Raw genomic sequence first — 17318 nt, 5'->3', positions numbered from 1 at the left:
ATAAATTTAGTTATGTTTGCGGATCAGAGTGAGTGGGCGTTAGTAGCCCCTGAGATAACAGGGGCCTTGCGCGTCAGCGGGCTTTTACATCCAGGACTACGGGCACAAATTTCCTACCCTGAAGTTTACTACCCATAGTCAAGCTCACCTCAACGGGGTAGTCGAGGCTTTCCAACTTTCTGATACAGCTTTCATCCAGATCAAACTCTTCCATCTCGTAACCGCCTGAGCCAGTTACAGTGAAATTACGGGTATTAGTCGAAACCACCTGTCGTACAGTATAAAGCTTGGAAAGTTCGAAGTTCTTCTGATATCTGGGTGAATAGCCGTGGCCTGTCTTATAGCCGAGCAAGATAAAGTGATCTGGATGGCTCGGGGTTAAGGGGGCATCATTCTGTCGTTCATGTTCTTCCATTGCCTGATTTGCCTCCATCATCATAAAGTCGGCTTTTTGTTGTAGCTGTTTTTGGAGCTGCAGGTGGACAGGGTTGTGAATCCATTTCCTGGGCGCTTCTGAGATTACAGCTATTGCAATGGCCTCTGGAGATGCGTCCCTGTCCAGACCAGAGAGATCAATTTCCATCATGCAGGTATTGGCTTCCTGCACTTTTTGTTTTTTGATGCCATCTACCTCATGGGTGACCCGGATTTCTATATCCAGATCCTGTTGTTCATAGGGATAGCCGGTTGCATCAGATCGGTAACCGGGTTTCAGTACCTCGAGTCCTACCTCTTCAAAATCGATCATTTCACTGGTGACCCGTTCTCTGGCTGTGTGAATTTTTCCCGCTTTATCCACTGAACTGGCAGAAATATGATCTTCAGGTATGCGAACTTTTTTATGAGATGCAATGACCTGTTTGGCAAAGCGGTGAAGGGTGGTTTCTATGCAGCTTTCGCTCTCCTGACCCTGGTGGTGAGCAAAATGGTGCGTCCTGACTTCACCTTTTCTGGCAATCAGGGGCGTTTTGCAGCCCGGGCAAATGCAGTCACAGTCCAGTCCGCTTTTAACTTCTGAAATGTGGAGAAGCTGGCCGTTTTGTTCTCCGAATTTTAACTCAGCCTGGTGCTTGTTCAGTGTGCTTTCGATATCCATGATCCAATCCTCTTGTATCTATTCTGATCATTGAGCCAGCGAGTGCTGGTGAGGTTAATACTGGTATGGCATAGTCGTCCCAAACAGAGATAAACCCCACTTAAAGGGGTTGGTAGGGGTAAGGAAATGGTTACGGATACTGTCTGTCAGGCTAGTCTTCATGCGGCTGAGAGTGTTTTGCTGTTTATTGCAGAGAGGGAGGAGAGAAGGAGCCTTTCACTGCCTTTGTTGTTTTTTAAATCGCTGGCCACGCTCACGAAAGAGCAGGCCCTGAAAGGCATATCTCACGATAAGTTGATCTACGAAGCAAAGGAGCTGATCCATTGGATGCAGGACAATATTGAAAGGGATATACAACCAGAGAATGAGACTCAATACATCAGCAAGCAATATCGAGATTTGATGAAAAAAACGCTCCAGGATGATGTTCGCCTTGAAACAATTGCTTTGAAGCACGAGCTGCAAGGCTATGGTTTTCCCTGCAAGGTTGAAGGGGGTGGGCAATACAACAAGAATCAATATTATCTGGAGCTAAGGCCTATTTCTGAGGAAGCTAGACAAAGCCGTCAATTGGAGCAGCATGCAGAAATACCAGAGGCTTACATCTGTTATAAGGAGCAGAAAAGGAAGAAAGGTCCATTTCTGGCGCGAGTACTCGATGGTGTCGGTATGAAAGGCTGGCGACTTTTCTTATTTCTGTCAATGGTCATCCTCCCATTGCTGATATTCTCTGGTTTGATGCTCACGCCATTGCTTTCAATTTTCTTTCCCTCTCTTAAAGAGATCATGTTTACTTTTTCGATTTGGGGAGCCATGTTTCTTGGGGCATTTTTCGCTTTTTTTGGTTTTATATTCAGGCTGGTGGATAAACGAGTGGCCATGCTACCAGATTGGATTTCACTGAGTCCGGAATATTGGTTGTTGGAATACCGGCCAACGAAAAATGATGCTGGAGAATACAGTCACCGAAAAATAGCGCTGGTTCATTATATTGCAGACTGTAAGGTGTGTTCAGGTGAAGTCACGGTTGGAAAGGGTGGCTGGCATTTTCCCGGACGACTGGTGGGACGCTGCAATGAAAACCCGGTGGAGCACGTTTATACCTTTGATCATGTGACTCGGGTAGGCAAGCCGCTCCGGTGAGGGAGCGATGGCCTTAATTGGCTACTACCGGTAAGCAAGGCTATCGGTAATAGTGGTGAAGCTGTGCCAATTTTTGAGGAGTCTGCAGGCTCCTCAAATCAAAAGACTTTATGGAGCCTATATCGATTCTGTGCTCCACAAGCTGTTTTGTGGCTTGCATGCGACACAGCTCCTCGCTGTTAAGCAGGAAGTATCAGAGAGATGTTCCAATTTCTGATGGTTTTGTTTGGTATGTTTTTTTGTGCGAAAATCAGTCTTATAAAGCTCAAAAAACTATTTTTTTATGATAGTCGTGCTAATCTTGGGAGAAAATATCACCTAAAGAACTTATTATGCTCTTGCGATTCTCTGTTGAAAACTATCGATCCTTCAGGGATAGGGTGGAGCTATCCATGGTTCCAAGCCGGGTACGCACCCATCCTGGTCATGTTATCCCCCCTGGCAGCTCAAAAGATATCGGTGCTCTCAAAGCCGCTGTTATCTATGGGGCCAATGCGTCAGGCAAATCCAATCTGATTAAGGCGATGCATTTTGCCCGGCTAATGATTACCCAGGGCAGCCCACAGGGAAAAAATCTACACTATGACCCATTCCTGCTGGATAAGGCGTGCTCTCAACAGCCATCGCGCTTTGAGTTTGAGATCAAATGTGGCAAGAATAATTATGCCTATGGTTTTATGGCAGATAGCAAATCCATTCAGGAGGAATGGCTGTACAAAATCGATAAAAAGGGTGAGTCCCCTGTGTTTGTTCGAACGAATGAACAGCGGATTTCATTTCCTGCCCTTAAGTTCGAGAGTAAGGAAGATAAGCAGTTTTTATCATTTACTGCCAAAGCAACTCCGCAGCATCGCCTGTTTCTGTTTGAATGCCAGGATCGTAATGTAACCAAGTCATTAGATTATATTAAGCCATTGACGGAGGTTAATGATTGGTTTCATCACAGGCTTAATATTGTGTTTCCTAATTCAAAGTATCATGGACTGGAAATGGCGGTTCATTCCGATGATACCGTTAGCAACCTTCTGGCCAGTATACTTAGAAGCTTCGATACAGGTATCAATGATCTGTCGTTAAAGCAGGTCGATTTGATGAAAGATGTTTATGATGTTCCTGACCACATTAAACAGGATATTGTGTCAACCATAGAAGCAGGTGAGGCTTCTTTGGTGTCAACGCCTGATAGTACCCGTTACCAGATTTTGAAAAATCAAGAAGGTGAAATCAGTACTTTTAAACTGATGACATCTCATAAAAATCACCAGGGTGACTCCGTCGATTTTGATATCAATCAGGAGTCCGATGGCAGCCAACGTATTTTGGATATTGCTCCCGGATTATTAGAGCTTTTTTCGCAAGACAAGGTTTATGTAATCGATGAAATAGATAGAAGTTTACACTCAGAAATAACAATGGCGATTCTGAGCCACTTTCTATCGTTAACTACCGGAAAACATAGCCAGCTAATTGTCACAACTCATGAGTCCAACCTTCTGGATGTGAACCTTATACGGCGGGATGAGATATGGTTCGCGCAAAAAAATGCAGAAGGCGTATCCAGTTTTTACTCGCTGGAAGAGTACCAGTCCAGACCGGATAAAGACATTCGAAAAGGTTACCTGATAGGGCGTTTTGGTGGTGTCCCTGTGATTAAAGATGGCTTGAATAATCTGGTTAAAGGGCTAAGCAATGGCTAGAGAATCCCGCTCTTTTACACGCATTAGCGGTGTTCGTGATCCCTCTTTAATTGTCATCGCCTGCGAATGTGCAGCAACTGAGCCGGTCTATTTCCGGGGAGTTGCGGATAAGTCTGATGCCTTGGGTTCGCGTCTCAAACTGAAGGTTTTACCCCCTCGGGAGGCTAATCTCAGTGCTCCTAAATACGTCTTGCAACAGATGAATACCTACAAGAAGGAATTCGGTAGATGATTTTTGGGTTTTGACAGAGCAGGCAATTGATCACGCGAAAAAGCTGGATAAAGACCCAGCATCTCGCTGGCCTAACGAACTGGGTACGCGAGTTTATTTGATTCTAGAAAAGATCCTATCCGCCAAGGAAAATGATATAGCATGATGGTTTTGAGATAGCGGATAGGGTGGTAAGTTATCAAAAAATCCCGCTATGGATTCCCGCCCCACCGCCATACATAAAAACGATTATCTTTGGGTAGTCGTTTTTTTTTATTGACAGATGGCCAGGTTTCAGGCGAAAAAAAAGCTAGTACTGAACCAGCTTTTTTGGAAGCGGAACGTGCTTTTTTGTCAGAAGCGACGACCGCCTTCACGATTACCACCAAAGCCACGACGAGCGCCGCCGTTGTTGTTGCGGGGACGTTCGGTTGCGATACTGACGCGGATGCTGCGACCCGCTACATCCTGACCATCCAGAGCAAGAGCTGCTTCTGCAGCATCTGCGGAACTGAAAGTTACGAAAGCAAAGCCACGAGAACGACCGGTTTCACGATCAAGGATGATTTTCGCCTCCTCGATTTCGCCGAAGGCACCAAAAGCCTCTTCCAGATCTTGTTCTGTTGCGGCGAAGGCCAGGTTACCAACGAACAGTTTGTTTGCCATTTTTCCTCTATCTCCGGGGACGCTGTAGCTGCTTTTCTGCGACCTTTCAAAGCACCAAGTGTCGTTAGAGACACTGTCTTTTCGGGTATCAGGTAAGAGTACAATGTTTAAGTGAGATTCCATTGTAGCACGTAGATCAGTGGAATGAAGGCTTGTTATATTTATTATTTATTACTGATATCGTTTGTATCACTGGCATATTGCGCCATCTTCGTTTACTCAGAGTTAAACCAGAAGAGCAAACAGGGTTATGTGTTTTTTAAATTTTATTGGTAATAGTGTACCTGTTGAAAGAATAAATACTTATCTCGTAGGTAATTGCCCTATTGCTGTTGATATCCTTCGCCTTGATCAAGTTGATCCGCTAATCAGCGGTAACAAGTGGTTCAAGCTTAAATACTTTCTCATTGAGGCGCATTCAAGAAAGATCAGAACACTTTTAAGTTTTGGTGGCGCCTGGTCTAATCATCTTCATGCTATGGCGGCGGCAGGTCATCGTTTTGGCTTTCAGACAATAGGCATTATTCGCGGTGAGAAACCGGCTAAACCTTCTGCCATGTTGCAGGATGCAGAACGCTGGGGTATGAGACTGATCTATGTCAGTCGTGCTGACTATAAGAAGCGATACGAGACTGAATATCAGCAGGCGCTTTTAAAACAACTGTCGCTCTCCCTGGATCAGCTGATGATTGTTCCCGAAGGAGGCTCGGGCGAAGAGGGTGTCAGGGGATGTGAGGATATTCTTGACGCAGGCTCCATCCGGGCTTCGGAATATGATGAGATCTGGCTCGCCTGTGGTACCGGAGCCACCATGGCCGGCATTATTCGCAGTGCAGGCAGTGACACCCGCGTGAGGGGGGTTGCCGTGCTCAGGGGAGCAGGCTTTCTGAAGGATGATATTCAGCAGTATCTCTCCCCGGCCGCAACACGATGGAATCTTGAACTCGATTACCATTGTGGCGGCTATGGCAAAACCACCCCCGGTCTTATTCAGTTTATTCTGGAATTCGAGCGGGAAACCGGAGTCCCTCTGGACCCTGTTTATACGGGTAAACTATTTTTCGCTCTGAAAAAGATGGCCCGGTCGGGAGGACTGTCGGGGATCAGCAGGCTGCTGCTCATTCATACCGGCGGCCTCCAGGGGCGTCGTGGCTTCAGGGAGTGGGCTACTTGAATTTATTAATCAGCGAGCCCACGGTATCGGTTAACCCTGAAGGAAGAGCCGAACTTAACAGCCCGGCGGCTTCGCCACTGGGGCTAGCCTTGAGATAATCGATCAGTATGGTTGAAAACTTTGAAATCATCTCGTCCTTCAGACCCAGTTTTGTAAACTGCTGACTCAGGGTGTCGAAATGGCCCAGTAAACTGGTACTGCCTAAAAGCGACGATGAGTTTTTGTCAGGGGTCAATTGCGGAGCTGCCTTTAATAAGTCCGATGTTTCCGGTAGAGCTTCCTTGATTACACTGAAGTCTTCTTTTGATAATTGGGCGTTGGCTAACTGCAGAAGGGCGCCTGCACCTCCTTCGGCCTGGATCTTGCTGACATTGAGTTGGCTGGTCAGGGTATCAATCAACCCCATGGCATGACCGGCCGGTGATTGCAGAATAAAAAGAGTGGCAAGAAGAAAGAACAGTCTACTGCAGAAACGGTTAATGAAAAAGCTCCGGCGTTTCATAAAACAATACCCTATTAGCAAAAGTAATCCTTTAATTATTTATCAATGCCGATAAATAGTTGTTACAAATTGTTATATAAAAATGATTGTTTAACAAGAGTCGTTTATATTTCAGCGGCTATTCTTGCCCTGGCTTCCCAGTCATCGGGCACCACAAAAAAACGACTGTTTTCACACAATTCACCCTCTTTTTCATGGCATCGAACCACCATTTGAGGGCGGGCACTGTTGGATAGTTGCAGTTGCATGCGCTTGATCAGTTCGTCTCCGGAGAGATGAGTCGCTGCATCAGACAGGCCTCTGTAGGACGATAGCCAGAGCGATTTTGGCAGAGGCAGGTAGCAGACTTCGCCTTCCTCGAGTTCCAGCCAGGACGACAGCTGATTAAAGGGTAGCCAGTGTCCTCTCGGATGATAAACAGAGCAATCTTCAGGGGGTGGGCAGATGCCTGTGACCGGATAAAAAAGGTATCCCTGAAAAAGTATTTCCGTCTCTATCCCTGAGATATCCAGAGCGTTGAGTGCACGTTGTCCAGCCAGCGTCTGTGAAAGCCTGATCTGATGGTGCAACATATGGTTGAGCTTCTTGTCCATGCGGTCGTGCAGACCTGGTCCAATCCAATGGTGCCACGGGCTGGCCGAGTGAGTGTGGGAGGGAAGACCCAGGTAGTACTTGACGGCGAGTTCCCGGTGAATAAAAACCTCGTCCTTGAGGGACTTGAGAATCAGGTCGAACTCACCCAGTGTCTGGTGATTATTCTGAATCTGAAGATTGCAGGCAATCAGCTGATAGTTTTCTGAATGTCTGAGGATGTATTGCCAGAGTGATTCATAATAGATACCCAGCAGATGACTCCGTCGCTGACGCAGAATCTCTACTAGCTCTGAATAGCCAGAGCCTGTAATCTGGGCATTATGCACCGGGCAGGTTGCCGGGCAGATAAACCTCGCATCATAATCAGGGTTAATGATGGAAGGGCTGCTGAGTAACCATTGCACATCCCGGGCTATCTGCTGATGAGAGAGGCGAATCATTTTTGGCAGTTCATGGTGTCCGAACGATGGCTTTGAATAATAAAATGATGGCTGATCATTGCCGACTGTGAGAAGCCGACAGGTGATGACTAAGAGTAACAGATTCAAATCGGTGTGTTTACATTCAAAGGATAACAACGGTCACCCAATTCTGGGTGTGGTGTCATCCGGGCAGGATAAATTCACCAACGATAAGTGATTTAGACCGATGGAAGAATTCAAGCAGGTTGGGATTACCGGGCGTCAGGGTAAGGCCCATATCGAAGACACCTTGAAGCGTCTGACCGATTTTCTGCAGTTGCAGGGAGTGACTGTTTCTCTGGATGAGCAATTGTCGGATCTTTTGCCGGGGCATGGTTTTCAGATCTGCGACCGGGCGAGCATGGGTAAAACCTGTGATCTGGTGGTAGTCATCGGAGGTGACGGCAGTTTATTAGGGGCAGGCAGAGAGCTTTCTGTCCATGATGTTCCGGTAGTGGGTGTCAACCTTGGACGTTTGGGCTTTCTGACCGATGTTTCACCCGATGAGCTGGAAACCTGTATTGGCGAAATGCTCAATGGCCATTACCGAATGGAGAAGCGGTTTCTGCTGGAAGCCAAGGTTGAGCGCCAGGGTCAAACCATTGGTTGTGGCGATGCTCTCAATGATGTGGTGCTGCATCCGGGGGTGTCCACCAAGATCATAGAGTTTGAATTGTTTATTGAAGACCAGTTTGTCTATCGCCAGCGTTCTGACGGTCTGATTATGGCAACGCCTACAGGCTCAACAGCTTATGCTCTGTCGGGTGGTGGACCCATCATGCATCCAAAGCTGGATGCTATTGTGCTGGTCCCCATGTATCCTCATATGTTGACTAACCGGCCCCTGGTTGTGGATGGTAACAGTCAGTTGAAGCTTGTGATTCATGAAGGCAATGAAATCCATCCACGCATCAGCTTTGACGGGCAGGTGGATATCGAGCTGATGCCTGATGATGTCATCCTGATTCGTAAAAAGAAGCAAAGTCTGAGATTGTTGCATCCTTTAAATCACAATTTTTACGAAGCCTGTCGATCCAAATTAAGATGGTATCCCAATGAGGATGCAGAGTGACATTTTTGTCTACAATTACTCGTTTGAGTATTACAAGAGTTGACTATGTATAGGGCGCTTGAGCTTTCTGCACATAAGGATTTGAGTGCATTGTCCCACTTTCTTTACCGGCAGGGAGTGCCCCACAGAATTACCGAGGAATCCGGGAAGCAGGTACTGTGGACCCAGAATGAGCAGCAGGGAGAAGCGGTAGAAAAGTTTTACCGGGACTGGCAGTCCGGAGAACTTGAGCTGGAAGTGGCGCCTCCCCGAAGAGGACCTGAAGTGGGAAACTTTTTCAAAAACATTCCCTGGAAACGCTTTCCCTTCACCTTCCTGATTCTTGCGGTTTGTCTGCTGGTGGCTGTCCTGACTCATCTGGGCGAGAATATTCAGGCTATTTCCAGTTTCACCTTCGTAGACTTCAAGCTAGCTAATGGCTACATCTATTATGCCACTCTGGAACATACTCTGGAGAGTCATCAATACTGGCGTCTGATCACTCCGATCTTCATTCATTTCGGGATTCTACACCTGGTGTTCAATGCCCTGATGTTCTACGTGCTGGGTGGCAGAATCGAAATGCATCAGGGTGGTATCCATTTGCTGGGGCTGGTTTTGCTGACCGGGGTTCTGTCAAATTTTGCCCAATATGCCATGTCAGAGGGTTCTGTGCTGTTTGGTGGTCTTTCCGGTGTGGTGTACGGTCTGATGGGTTACAGCATGGTACGTGAAAGGCTGGACAAAAGTTTTTATATGGGACTGCCACCGGCGATCTACGGCTTTATGCTTGTCTGGCTGGTGATTGGTTATACCGGTGTTCTGGGGCCATTGCTGGGACAGATGGCAAACGCTGCACACCTCGGAGGACTGGTATCCGGGGCTTTATTGGGCGGGCTGGCCGCTTTGATGTTCAAGTCCAGAATTAAGACTTAATGGTTAAGGAGGGCTGGCCTGGGTGCTGTCGGTTGCCGTCGGCAGAACTCGTATGCAGAAGGCTGGTGAAAGAAGCTGCAGGTTCGATGATTGTTTCTGAGACCTCCCCGAAATAAGTCGTTTGTGAGGAACTGATATCCGGGGCCTCGTTATAAGAATCTGCCAAGTCCTGCTGTGCCTCCATGCCCGCTACAAAATCCGGTGATTGTGCCAATGATGACAGGTCCCCTCTGCAAAGTGGGCAGGACCATCGTGTTTCTGCCGTCCTCGCTAAGGGCGCTATTCTTGGTCAGGCTGCTAGTGATCATAACTGACCCAGACTTTAATCTTGCTGCTATCGCTATTGTCAATCCATAACAATCCGTCTGGATCTGCATCTTCGCCTATCGTTGCATACGGATCCTGATGCAAATCTTTAAACCACAAAAGTTGGGCTGATCTTCCAAAATGATTTTCACTTTTTACCTTGAACAGCACGGAAGCCCAGGACCTGTCACAGATCCCCGTATCAACGTAATGAATATTCATAGTTTGTCCGTTCTCATAACCCGGAACCGTTTGCACAGAGGCCGGTGAGACCCAATCAACGCATGCATCCGATGGATCCTGCACTGGCTTAGCTATGTAAACATCTTTATCGGTCCCGACTTTCTGTAAGAATTCTATGTGCCCGAAACCATCGGAAGAAGCATCCGGGGCAGAGAGCAAGAACACAGCTACCAATAGCGCGTGTAGAAAGCTTTGGCTTGTCTTTTGCTTCAACATAATCGAACCTACTGCCGTATAACGACAGTGAGTATTCTAGGACACTCTGGTGTTTTTGCTAGCAGCCTGACCGGCAATGTATTCAGATTATGCTTTATGGAAAAGACCCGATCCGGGATGGCAGGATACAAACCATTCTTTCCCTGCTTCCATGATCCAGCGTCGGTGTGTGATGATCTGGATAAGCTGATCAGTCAGTAAGCCGAACAGCAAAAGGAAATGGCATAAGTACCTGGCCAGGTACTTAACCTCATGAGCAATTAATGACTATTCTTGATGCAACTCTAACAATCAAAAAAGAGGATAATCAATGAACTCGGACTCTAATGAGGTTCAGATCTTTACCACTGATTCAGGAAGCATCCATGTTCAGCTTGCTCAAAAAAGCGTTTGGCTAACCCAACGTCAAATGGGTGAGGTATTTGGAACAACAGCAGAAAATATTTTAATGCACCTGAAAAATATTTATAAAAATCAGGAGCTTGAGGAGAAATTAACTTCTAAGGATTTCTTAGTTGTTCAAAAGGAGGGCAAAAGAGAGGTACGCCGAAACCTAAAACATTACGATCTTGATGTCATTATTTCTGTTGGTTATCGAGTCAATTCAAAAAGGGCGGTTCAATTCCGTAGATGGGCAACCGGTGTTCTGAATAACCATCTCACTCACGGTTTCTCCATCAACCAGCAACGTTTTGAAGAAAACGCCAAAGAGTTGGAAGCTGCTTTAGCGCTGATTCGCAAAGCAGCAGCAACGCCGGAACTGGAAGCAGAGGCAGGCAGGGGGCTGGTTGAAATCGTCAGTCGTTATACTCAGACCTTTCTCTGGCTGCAACGCTACGATGAGGGCTTGTTGAACGAACCGGCAGGTCAGCCCGGAGGCACCCTGGTCGATGAGCATCAGGCCATGACGTCATGTCAATGCTCCACGCTGCTTCAACAGTTCAGGAACAGGATGAAAAGAATCCATCATCGCCTTTTCATCCAGCATTGTTCTCCGTTCCTTCAGATATAAATGAATCGTCGTCTTTATTCTTTGCTCATGAATTCCAGATGTCTGGAATGCACATCCAGATGGGTCTCCCGTATCGTTTTATCCAGTTCTTCGTCTGACATAAACTGTTCGGAGAATCCCGGCATCACCGGGTCCAGATGAAGTTTTGCACACGCCTTGAACTGTCTTATCAGATCTCTCGGGTTTTCATCGCCCATGGCGACACGAATGGTGGTCAGAAAAATGCCCGCTTCTCTCTGGGCGGATTCGTCCATTTCTGAATGAGACGTTAAGGCCGGACAGAGTACCAAAGTATTGCTCTGACCAAGGCTGACCATATGACCAAAAGCCGGTTCCAGGGCATCAAAGAAACGGATGAAAGCTTCTCTCGGAATCCGGGCTTTCTCCATATCAATACTGAACAGCGGGCTGGGCAGGCCGAGATAGAGCTGCTGTTCCCGCAAGTCTGAGTTAGGGTGGCTGCTCAGGGCATGGCTGTTGACCTGGATCTGATCGTGGGCATTAAGATAGTGACTGAACACCAGAGTATTAATGCACTTGGATAGCATTCGGTTTTCCAGGGTTTTCAGACCATTGATAATGTCCAGAGATTTATCGGCATCCAGGAAAGCGCCCTTGATGTAGTAAACGTCCCAGAACAGGGTTTCATGCCAGCTTACGCCTTCATGCTCAGTGTTCTTGGGCAGGAACATACGACGGCTTTCAGCAACGATACCACCTGCAGTGGCGCTGCCAGAGCCGGAGATGTCTTTGGTGTAACTGTGGATGACCCAGTCAGGTCGCTTGCTCTTGTCCTTATTGCGCAGTGGGCGATGAAGGAAGGGCGTGGCCAGAGTTGAATCGAGAGCCACCAGATAACCTTTCTCATGACTTTTTTTACAGATGCTGGCGACATCAATCACATTGCCGTGGGGATTGCAGGGGGATTCCAGATAAACCAGGATTTTTTTGCCATCTTTCAGGGCTGACTTATATTTCTCTTCGACCTGCTTGAGCTTCTCACTGAATGCTTCGCCAGAAAATCCGTCAAACCATTCCAGCTTGACGGCCATGCGGTCAGGGCGGGCATAGAAATCCTGCATCAGCTGGAAAGTACCGCCATAAACATTGCGGGAACTGAGCAGAATGTCGCCATGCCTGAGTTGGTTTGCCAGCAGGGCATCAATCGCAGCCATACCGCTGTTGAAGTTCCAGGTCATGTATTCACCGGCATTTTCTCCTGCTTCCAGAGCGGTCAGGGTGTTGGCCAGAGAGATCGATGTAGGGTTGAGCAGGCGGCTGTAGATCGGGTGAGTGCTTTCCTTGCCGTGAAAGGCATCTTCGACCCACTCGGTACAGGCATAGAGATAAGTGGCAGTCTTTACTACGGCGGGCGTGGCCGAGAACAGGGCGCCGACATTAGCAAACAGAGGGTAGTCACCTTTGACAACCCGGCTACTGACATCCATTCCCAGGGCATGATAATCCTGCTTCATGCTGGGTTGCAGCATGTCGATCAGCTTGGCCAGCTGGAAACAGAGAAACTTTTTGGCATTAAAATGACTGATTTTGTCCGACTCAGGCAGTGAGGCTATGGCCTGACAAAGGCTCTCGAACTGGCTGATATCGGAACCTGCCTGATAAAGACTGCTGGCGGCGCTGAGTAAGGATTGGCCAAAGGGCGTGTCAGGTTGAATACCAAAATGTTGAAGCTGCTCAGCGGCCAGCGCATCGGCATCCTGAGCCCGGGTAGTGTTGCGAATGGGTGACAAACGCCGCATAACAGGAATCTGGTTAGTCATGAGTGTGTCCTCTTTATTAAGAAAATGCCCCGACTTCGTGATACAGAGCTGGTGGCACCTTCCGCTTAAGGCTTTTTTTATCGGAAATTACAGCAAACATCCCGGTAAGGTGATGCAGACTGCGTTTTTTCGCTTGTGGCGATTTGATAGTATTATCCTTCCATATTTGTTTTGCCTTGTAACGGGCTAAAAAGCCTGAAAGGCAAAATTCTTTTCCTGGATTGCTAACTGTCCACCAGGAACTATTCAGATGAGGATAAGTGGATTTGATGCAGCTTAAAGACTTTCTGGCTCAGATGACGCCAGAAATTTACCAGAACATGAAACAGTCACTGGAGCTGAGCCGCTGGCCCAATGGTGACAAGCTGACACCAGACCAGAGAGAAGGCATCCTGGAGGCTCTGATCGCCTGGGAGCACGATAACCTGCCCGAAGAAGAGCGCATTGGTTACATGCCTGTGAATTGCAAAAGTGCATCCGGACAGGATGAGTCTGAAACCACCATTCTGCGCTTTAAAGACTGAGGTATAGAACTTGACTCAACGTCTGAGTGGCGCACTGCGCAAAATGGAATCGCTACTGAAAGAAGGCCAGCCGGTGGAGTACCAGCTGCCTGTGGGCGATGATCGGCTGCCCCTGAATGAACTGATGGGAAAAAAGCTGACCCTTGAATACCAAGGCGCAATCAACTGCTGCCACTGTGGCCGCAAGACCAGGAAAAGTTTCAGCCAGGGTTTCTGTTATCCCTGTTTCAAAAAGCTGCCCCAGTGTGACAGCTGTATTATGAGTCCCGAAAAGTGCCATTATCACGAAGGCACCTGTCGCGATGCCGCCTGGGGTGAAAAGTTCTGTATGACCGATCATGTCGTCTATCTCGCCAACTCCTCGGGTCTGAAGGTCGGTATCACCCGCGCAACTCAGGTACCCACCCGCTGGGTGGATCAGGGGGCGACCCAGGCCCTGCCTTTTGTCAGAGTCTCTACACGACAGCAGTCCGGTTTGATCGAAACCCTGTTCAAGGCGTTTGTGAATGATCGAACCAACTGGCGTGCCATGTTGAAAGGGACGGCAGAACCTCTGGATCTCAAAACACAGGCCAGTGATCTGCTGGAGATGAACGCTTCACGGCTGGAAGCGCTTCAGGAACAGTTTGGATTACAGGCCATAACACCGGTGGTCGATCCGGAAGTCGTCGATATTCGCTATCCCGTCGAGCAATATCCTGTCAAAGTGACTTCCATGTCCTTTGATAAAAAACCGCTTATTGAAGGCGTACTGATGGGTATCAAGGGGCAATACCTGATCCTTGATACCGGTGTTATCAATATTCGCAAGCACACTTCTTATCAAGTCAACGTATCAGTTGCAGCCTGATCGGCATGGAGAGGAAATATACCTCTCCGCAAATTGAGCCAAAAGCTCTAACAACAAAAGCACGACCATGGTAAAGGAAGGTTGAAAATGAAAGACGCCCAACCCAGAGCTATTTACCTGAAAGATTATCAGGACCCGGATTATTGGATTGATACCACCGACCTGACCTTCGACCTGTTCGAAGATCACGCACTGGTGACCTCGGTACTCGGCTTGCGCCGTAATGAAGATCGTGGACAAGATACCCCCGACCTGACTCTGGTTGGTATCGACCTGGAGCTGGTCAGTGTCTTTATTGACGGTTCCGAACTGACCTCTGATCAGTACATCCTCGGTTCTGAAAGCCTGACTGTACCGGTCACCCGTCTCTCATTCTCTCTGACGGTTGTGACCCGTATTCGTCCTCAGGAAAACACTTCTCTGGAAGGACTGTATAAATCCAACGGCATGTTCTGCACCCAATGCGAAGCAGAAGGCTTCCGCAAAATTACCTACTATCTGGATCGTCCGGATGTTATGTCCAAATTCACTACCAAGGTGATTGCCGACAGAGGCCGTTACCCGGTACTGCTGTCCAATGGTAATGATATTGCCCGTGGCGAGTTTGAAGGTGGACGACACTGGGTGACCTGGGAAGACCCGTTCAAAAAGCCCAGCTATCTGTTTGCCCTGGTAGGCGGTGATCTGGAAATGGTGGAAGATAGTTTCACCACCATGAACGGCAGGGAAGTGGCACTGCGTATTTTCACCGAGTCTCACAATATCGACAAGTGCGACCACGCCATGCTTTCTCTGAAAAAGTCCATGAAGTGGGACGAAGAGGTGTATGGCCGTGAGTACGATCTGGATATCTTCATGATCGTAGCGGTAGATCATTTCAACATGGGGGCGATGGAAAACAAGGGTTTGAACATTTTCAATTCTTCCTGCGTACTGGCAAGCCCTGATACGGCTACTGACGCCAGTTACCAGCGTATAGAAGCGATTGTTGCCCATGAGTATTTCCATAATTGGTCTGGCAACAGAGTCACCTGTCGTGACTGGTTTCAGCTGAGCCTTAAAGAAGGCTTCACTGTATTCCGTGACGCTGAATTCTCAGCAGATATGAATTCACGGGGCGTCAAGCGGATTGCAGACGCTGCGATAATGAAGACGGCACAGTTTGCTGAAGATGCAGGCCCCATGGCTCATCCTATACGTCCGCAGTCATTTATCGAGATCTCCAACTTTTACACCCTGACCATTTACGAAAAGGGTTGTGAAGTGGTTCGGATGATTCAGACCATTGTCGGTAAAGACCATTTCCGCAAAGGTTCAGACCTGTACTTTGACCGTTTTGACGGTGAAGCAGCGACCTGTGAAGACTTTGTAAAAGCCATGGAAGAGGCTTCCGGCGTTGACCTCGGTCAGTTCCGTCATTGGTATAACCAGGCGGGAACGCCGGTTGTTTCTGTGACCGACAGCTTTGATCAGGCGTCAGGTCGGTACACTCTGACAATAGCTCAGAGTTGTCCGGCCACTCCGGGTCAGGAGACTAAGCTGCCTTTTCATATTCCTGTGGCTGTTGCCCTGCTGGACAAGGATGGCAAAGCCCTGCCACTGAACGAAGCCGGTGAGACTGAACGGGTTCTGCATGTTACAGCGGCTGAAGACACCTGGACATTCGAAGGACTGACTGAAAATCCATTGCCGTCTATTCTGAGAAACTTCTCTGCGCCCGTTCGTGTCAAATACGATTACCGTCGTGAAGATCTGGTTTTCCTGATGAAGTACGACAGCGATAGTTACAATCGTTGGGATGCAGGTCAGCGTCTGGCCACTGCGGTTATTGAAGATCTGGTCGACGGACTGCTGAAGGGCAAAGAAACCGGGATTGATTCAAGACTCATTGATGCTTTTGGTGTTGTGCTCGCCGATGAAGAGCTGGACAAAGCGGCTAAAGCAGAAATGTTGAAACTGCCCTCTGAAGCGAGTCTGGCTGAGCAGGCGGAAGAAATTCACCCTCTGCAGATCTGTGAATCCAGAAGTCGTGTTCGTAAAGCCATTGCTGAGGCTCACAAAGATAAACTGCTGGAGCTTTATCAAACTCTGAAGCTGAAGGGTGAGTATCGCCCGGAAGCCGGAGATATTGCCAAACGTACCCTGAGAAATATCTGTCTCGGCTACCTGGTTGAACTGGAAGACGACAGTCTGCAACAACTGGCTGAAGATCAGTACAACAATGCCAGCAATATGACCGACCTGCGTGCAGCCATGGGCGCCGTCATTAATTCCAGTTATCAGAGTCGGGAAACCATTGATTCTCTGCTTAATGACTATCTGGATCGTTATAAAGATGATGCAGTGGTCATGGACAGCTGGTTTATGCTGCAAAGCAGCAGTCCGTCTCTGGGTACTCTGGAGCATCTGAGGTCACTTCAGGAGCATGAATCTTTTGACAGCACCAGCCCGAATAAGCTGAGAGCTTTATTGGGCGGATTTGCCAGCGGGAATATGAAGCAGTTCCACTCTGGCACAGGCGAGGGCTATGAGTTCCTGGCGGACTGGATCATTACCCTGGACAAACAGAACCCGCAAATCGCTTCTCGCCTGATGACGCCATTGACACGCTGGAAGAAATACCAGCCAGTCATAAGGGAACGCATGAGAAAAGCGCTGGAGCGGATCAAGGCAGTGCCTGATCTGTCTGCCGATATTTATGAAGTAGTCACCAAGAGTCTGTAATCTCTGCCTCTTTCTACCCTGCTGTCGTGTTGGAAGCAGGGTAGAAACCATTTAACAGATGCCCTGCTAAAGTATCCTGCCTGCAACAGCAAACTTTACTTTTTCCTGAATAGAGCAACAGCTGTGGAACT

Annotated in this window: 15 protein-coding genes; 9 read left to right on the top strand and 6 right to left on the bottom strand. The window is 48.1% G+C overall.

Annotation, left to right across the window (positions count from 1 at the left end; all coding sequences use genetic code 11):
* Positions 1-73: 73 nt before the first annotated feature.
* Positions 74-1096 carry a competence protein CoiA family protein gene (locus ACOMG9_RS15950; RefSeq protein WP_494529096.1) on the bottom strand — a complete coding sequence of 341 codons (1023 nt, stop codon included), beginning with the start codon at positions 1094-1096 and terminating at the stop codon, positions 74-76.
* Positions 1097-1222: 126 nt separating this feature from the next.
* Here ACOMG9_RS15950 and ACOMG9_RS15945 point away from each other — a divergent pair, with 126 nt between their 5' ends.
* Together ACOMG9_RS15945 and ACOMG9_RS15940 are read left to right on the top strand one after the other, a co-directional pair.
* On the top strand, positions 1223-2239 hold the full coding sequence (locus ACOMG9_RS15945; protein WP_448217623.1) for a hypothetical protein: 1017 nt from the start codon (positions 1223-1225) through the stop codon (positions 2237-2239).
* 332 nt (positions 2240-2571) lie between these two features.
* Positions 2572-3936, top strand: a complete 1365-nt coding sequence (locus ACOMG9_RS15940; protein ID WP_494529095.1) for an AAA family ATPase — start codon at positions 2572-2574, stop codon at positions 3934-3936.
* A gap of 565 nt (positions 3937-4501) precedes the next feature.
* Here ACOMG9_RS15940 and ACOMG9_RS15935 read toward each other — a convergent pair.
* Positions 4502-4936, bottom strand: coding sequence for an RNA recognition motif domain-containing protein (locus ACOMG9_RS15935; RefSeq protein WP_422134428.1), 435 nt, complete (start codon positions 4934-4936; stop codon positions 4502-4504).
* A 127-nt stretch (positions 4937-5063) separates the two neighbouring features.
* Between ACOMG9_RS15935 and ACOMG9_RS15930 the strand changes: the two genes are divergently transcribed.
* Entirely contained in the window at positions 5064-5987 is a 924-nt protein-coding gene (locus ACOMG9_RS15930; RefSeq protein WP_448217620.1) for a 1-aminocyclopropane-1-carboxylate deaminase/D-cysteine desulfhydrase, read from the top strand.
* On the opposite strand, the gene ACOMG9_RS15925 is transcribed toward ACOMG9_RS15930, so the two are convergent.
* The gene (locus tag ACOMG9_RS15925; RefSeq protein ID WP_448217619.1) at positions 5980-6489 is read right to left on the bottom strand and encodes a DUF2780 domain-containing protein; all 510 of its coding nucleotides are present in this window, start codon (positions 6487-6489) and stop codon (positions 5980-5982) included. The two genes, ACOMG9_RS15930 and ACOMG9_RS15925, sit on opposite strands and share 8 nt — an antisense overlap.
* 104 nt (positions 6490-6593) lie before the next feature.
* The gene (locus ACOMG9_RS15920; protein ID WP_448217618.1) at positions 6594-7523 is read right to left on the bottom strand and encodes a DUF1853 family protein; all 930 of its coding nucleotides are present in this window, start codon (positions 7521-7523) and stop codon (positions 6594-6596) included.
* Positions 7524-7731: 208 nt separating this feature from the next.
* On the opposite strand from ACOMG9_RS15920, the gene ACOMG9_RS15915 reads away from it, so the two are divergent.
* Positions 7732-8616, top strand: a complete 885-nt coding sequence (locus tag ACOMG9_RS15915; protein ID WP_448217617.1) for an NAD(+) kinase — start codon at positions 7732-7734, stop codon at positions 8614-8616.
* A 45-nt stretch (positions 8617-8661) separates the two neighbouring features.
* Positions 8662-9531 carry a rhomboid family intramembrane serine protease gene (locus ACOMG9_RS15910; RefSeq protein WP_448217616.1) on the top strand — a complete coding sequence of 290 codons (870 nt, stop codon included), beginning with the start codon at positions 8662-8664 and terminating at the stop codon, positions 9529-9531.
* A gap of 297 nt (positions 9532-9828) precedes the next feature.
* Here the strand turns inward: ACOMG9_RS15910 and ACOMG9_RS15905 are convergent, their stop codons facing one another.
* Entirely contained in the window at positions 9829-10296 is a 468-nt protein-coding gene (locus ACOMG9_RS15905; protein ID WP_448217615.1) for a hypothetical protein, read from the bottom strand.
* A gap of 310 nt (positions 10297-10606) precedes the next feature.
* On the opposite strand from ACOMG9_RS15905, the gene ACOMG9_RS15900 reads away from it, so the two are divergent.
* Positions 10607-11308, top strand: coding sequence for a virulence RhuM family protein (locus ACOMG9_RS15900; protein ID WP_494529094.1), 702 nt, complete (start codon positions 10607-10609; stop codon positions 11306-11308).
* A 14-nt stretch (positions 11309-11322) separates the two neighbouring features.
* Here ACOMG9_RS15900 and ACOMG9_RS15895 read toward each other — a convergent pair whose 3' ends face one another.
* On the bottom strand, positions 11323-13089 hold the full coding sequence (locus tag ACOMG9_RS15895) for a trans-sulfuration enzyme family protein (protein ID WP_494529093.1): 1767 nt from the start codon (positions 13087-13089) through the stop codon (positions 11323-11325).
* Positions 13090-13358: 269 nt separating this feature from the next.
* On the opposite strand from ACOMG9_RS15895, the gene ACOMG9_RS15890 reads away from it, so the two are divergent.
* The 3 genes from ACOMG9_RS15890 to pepN all read left to right on the top strand — a co-directional run bounded on the left by ACOMG9_RS15890 (position 13359) and on the right by pepN (position 17187).
* The gene (locus tag ACOMG9_RS15890) at positions 13359-13613 is read left to right on the top strand and encodes a DUF1315 family protein (protein ID WP_494529092.1); all 255 of its coding nucleotides are present in this window, start codon (positions 13359-13361) and stop codon (positions 13611-13613) included.
* A 10-nt stretch (positions 13614-13623) separates the two neighbouring features.
* Entirely contained in the window at positions 13624-14463 is an 840-nt protein-coding gene (locus tag ACOMG9_RS15885; protein ID WP_448217612.1) for a DUF2797 domain-containing protein, read from the top strand.
* 87 nt (positions 14464-14550) lie between these two features.
* Positions 14551-17187, top strand: coding sequence for an aminopeptidase N (gene pepN / locus ACOMG9_RS15880; RefSeq protein ID WP_494529091.1), 2637 nt, complete (start codon positions 14551-14553; stop codon positions 17185-17187).
* The last annotated feature ends 131 nt before the right edge of the window (positions 17188-17318 follow it).

The sequence above is a fragment of the Endozoicomonas sp. PH6C genome (genome assembly GCF_059322965.1).
The sequence above is the reverse complement of the archived record's forward strand: the minus strand, read 5'-3'. Positions and strand labels throughout refer to the sequence as shown.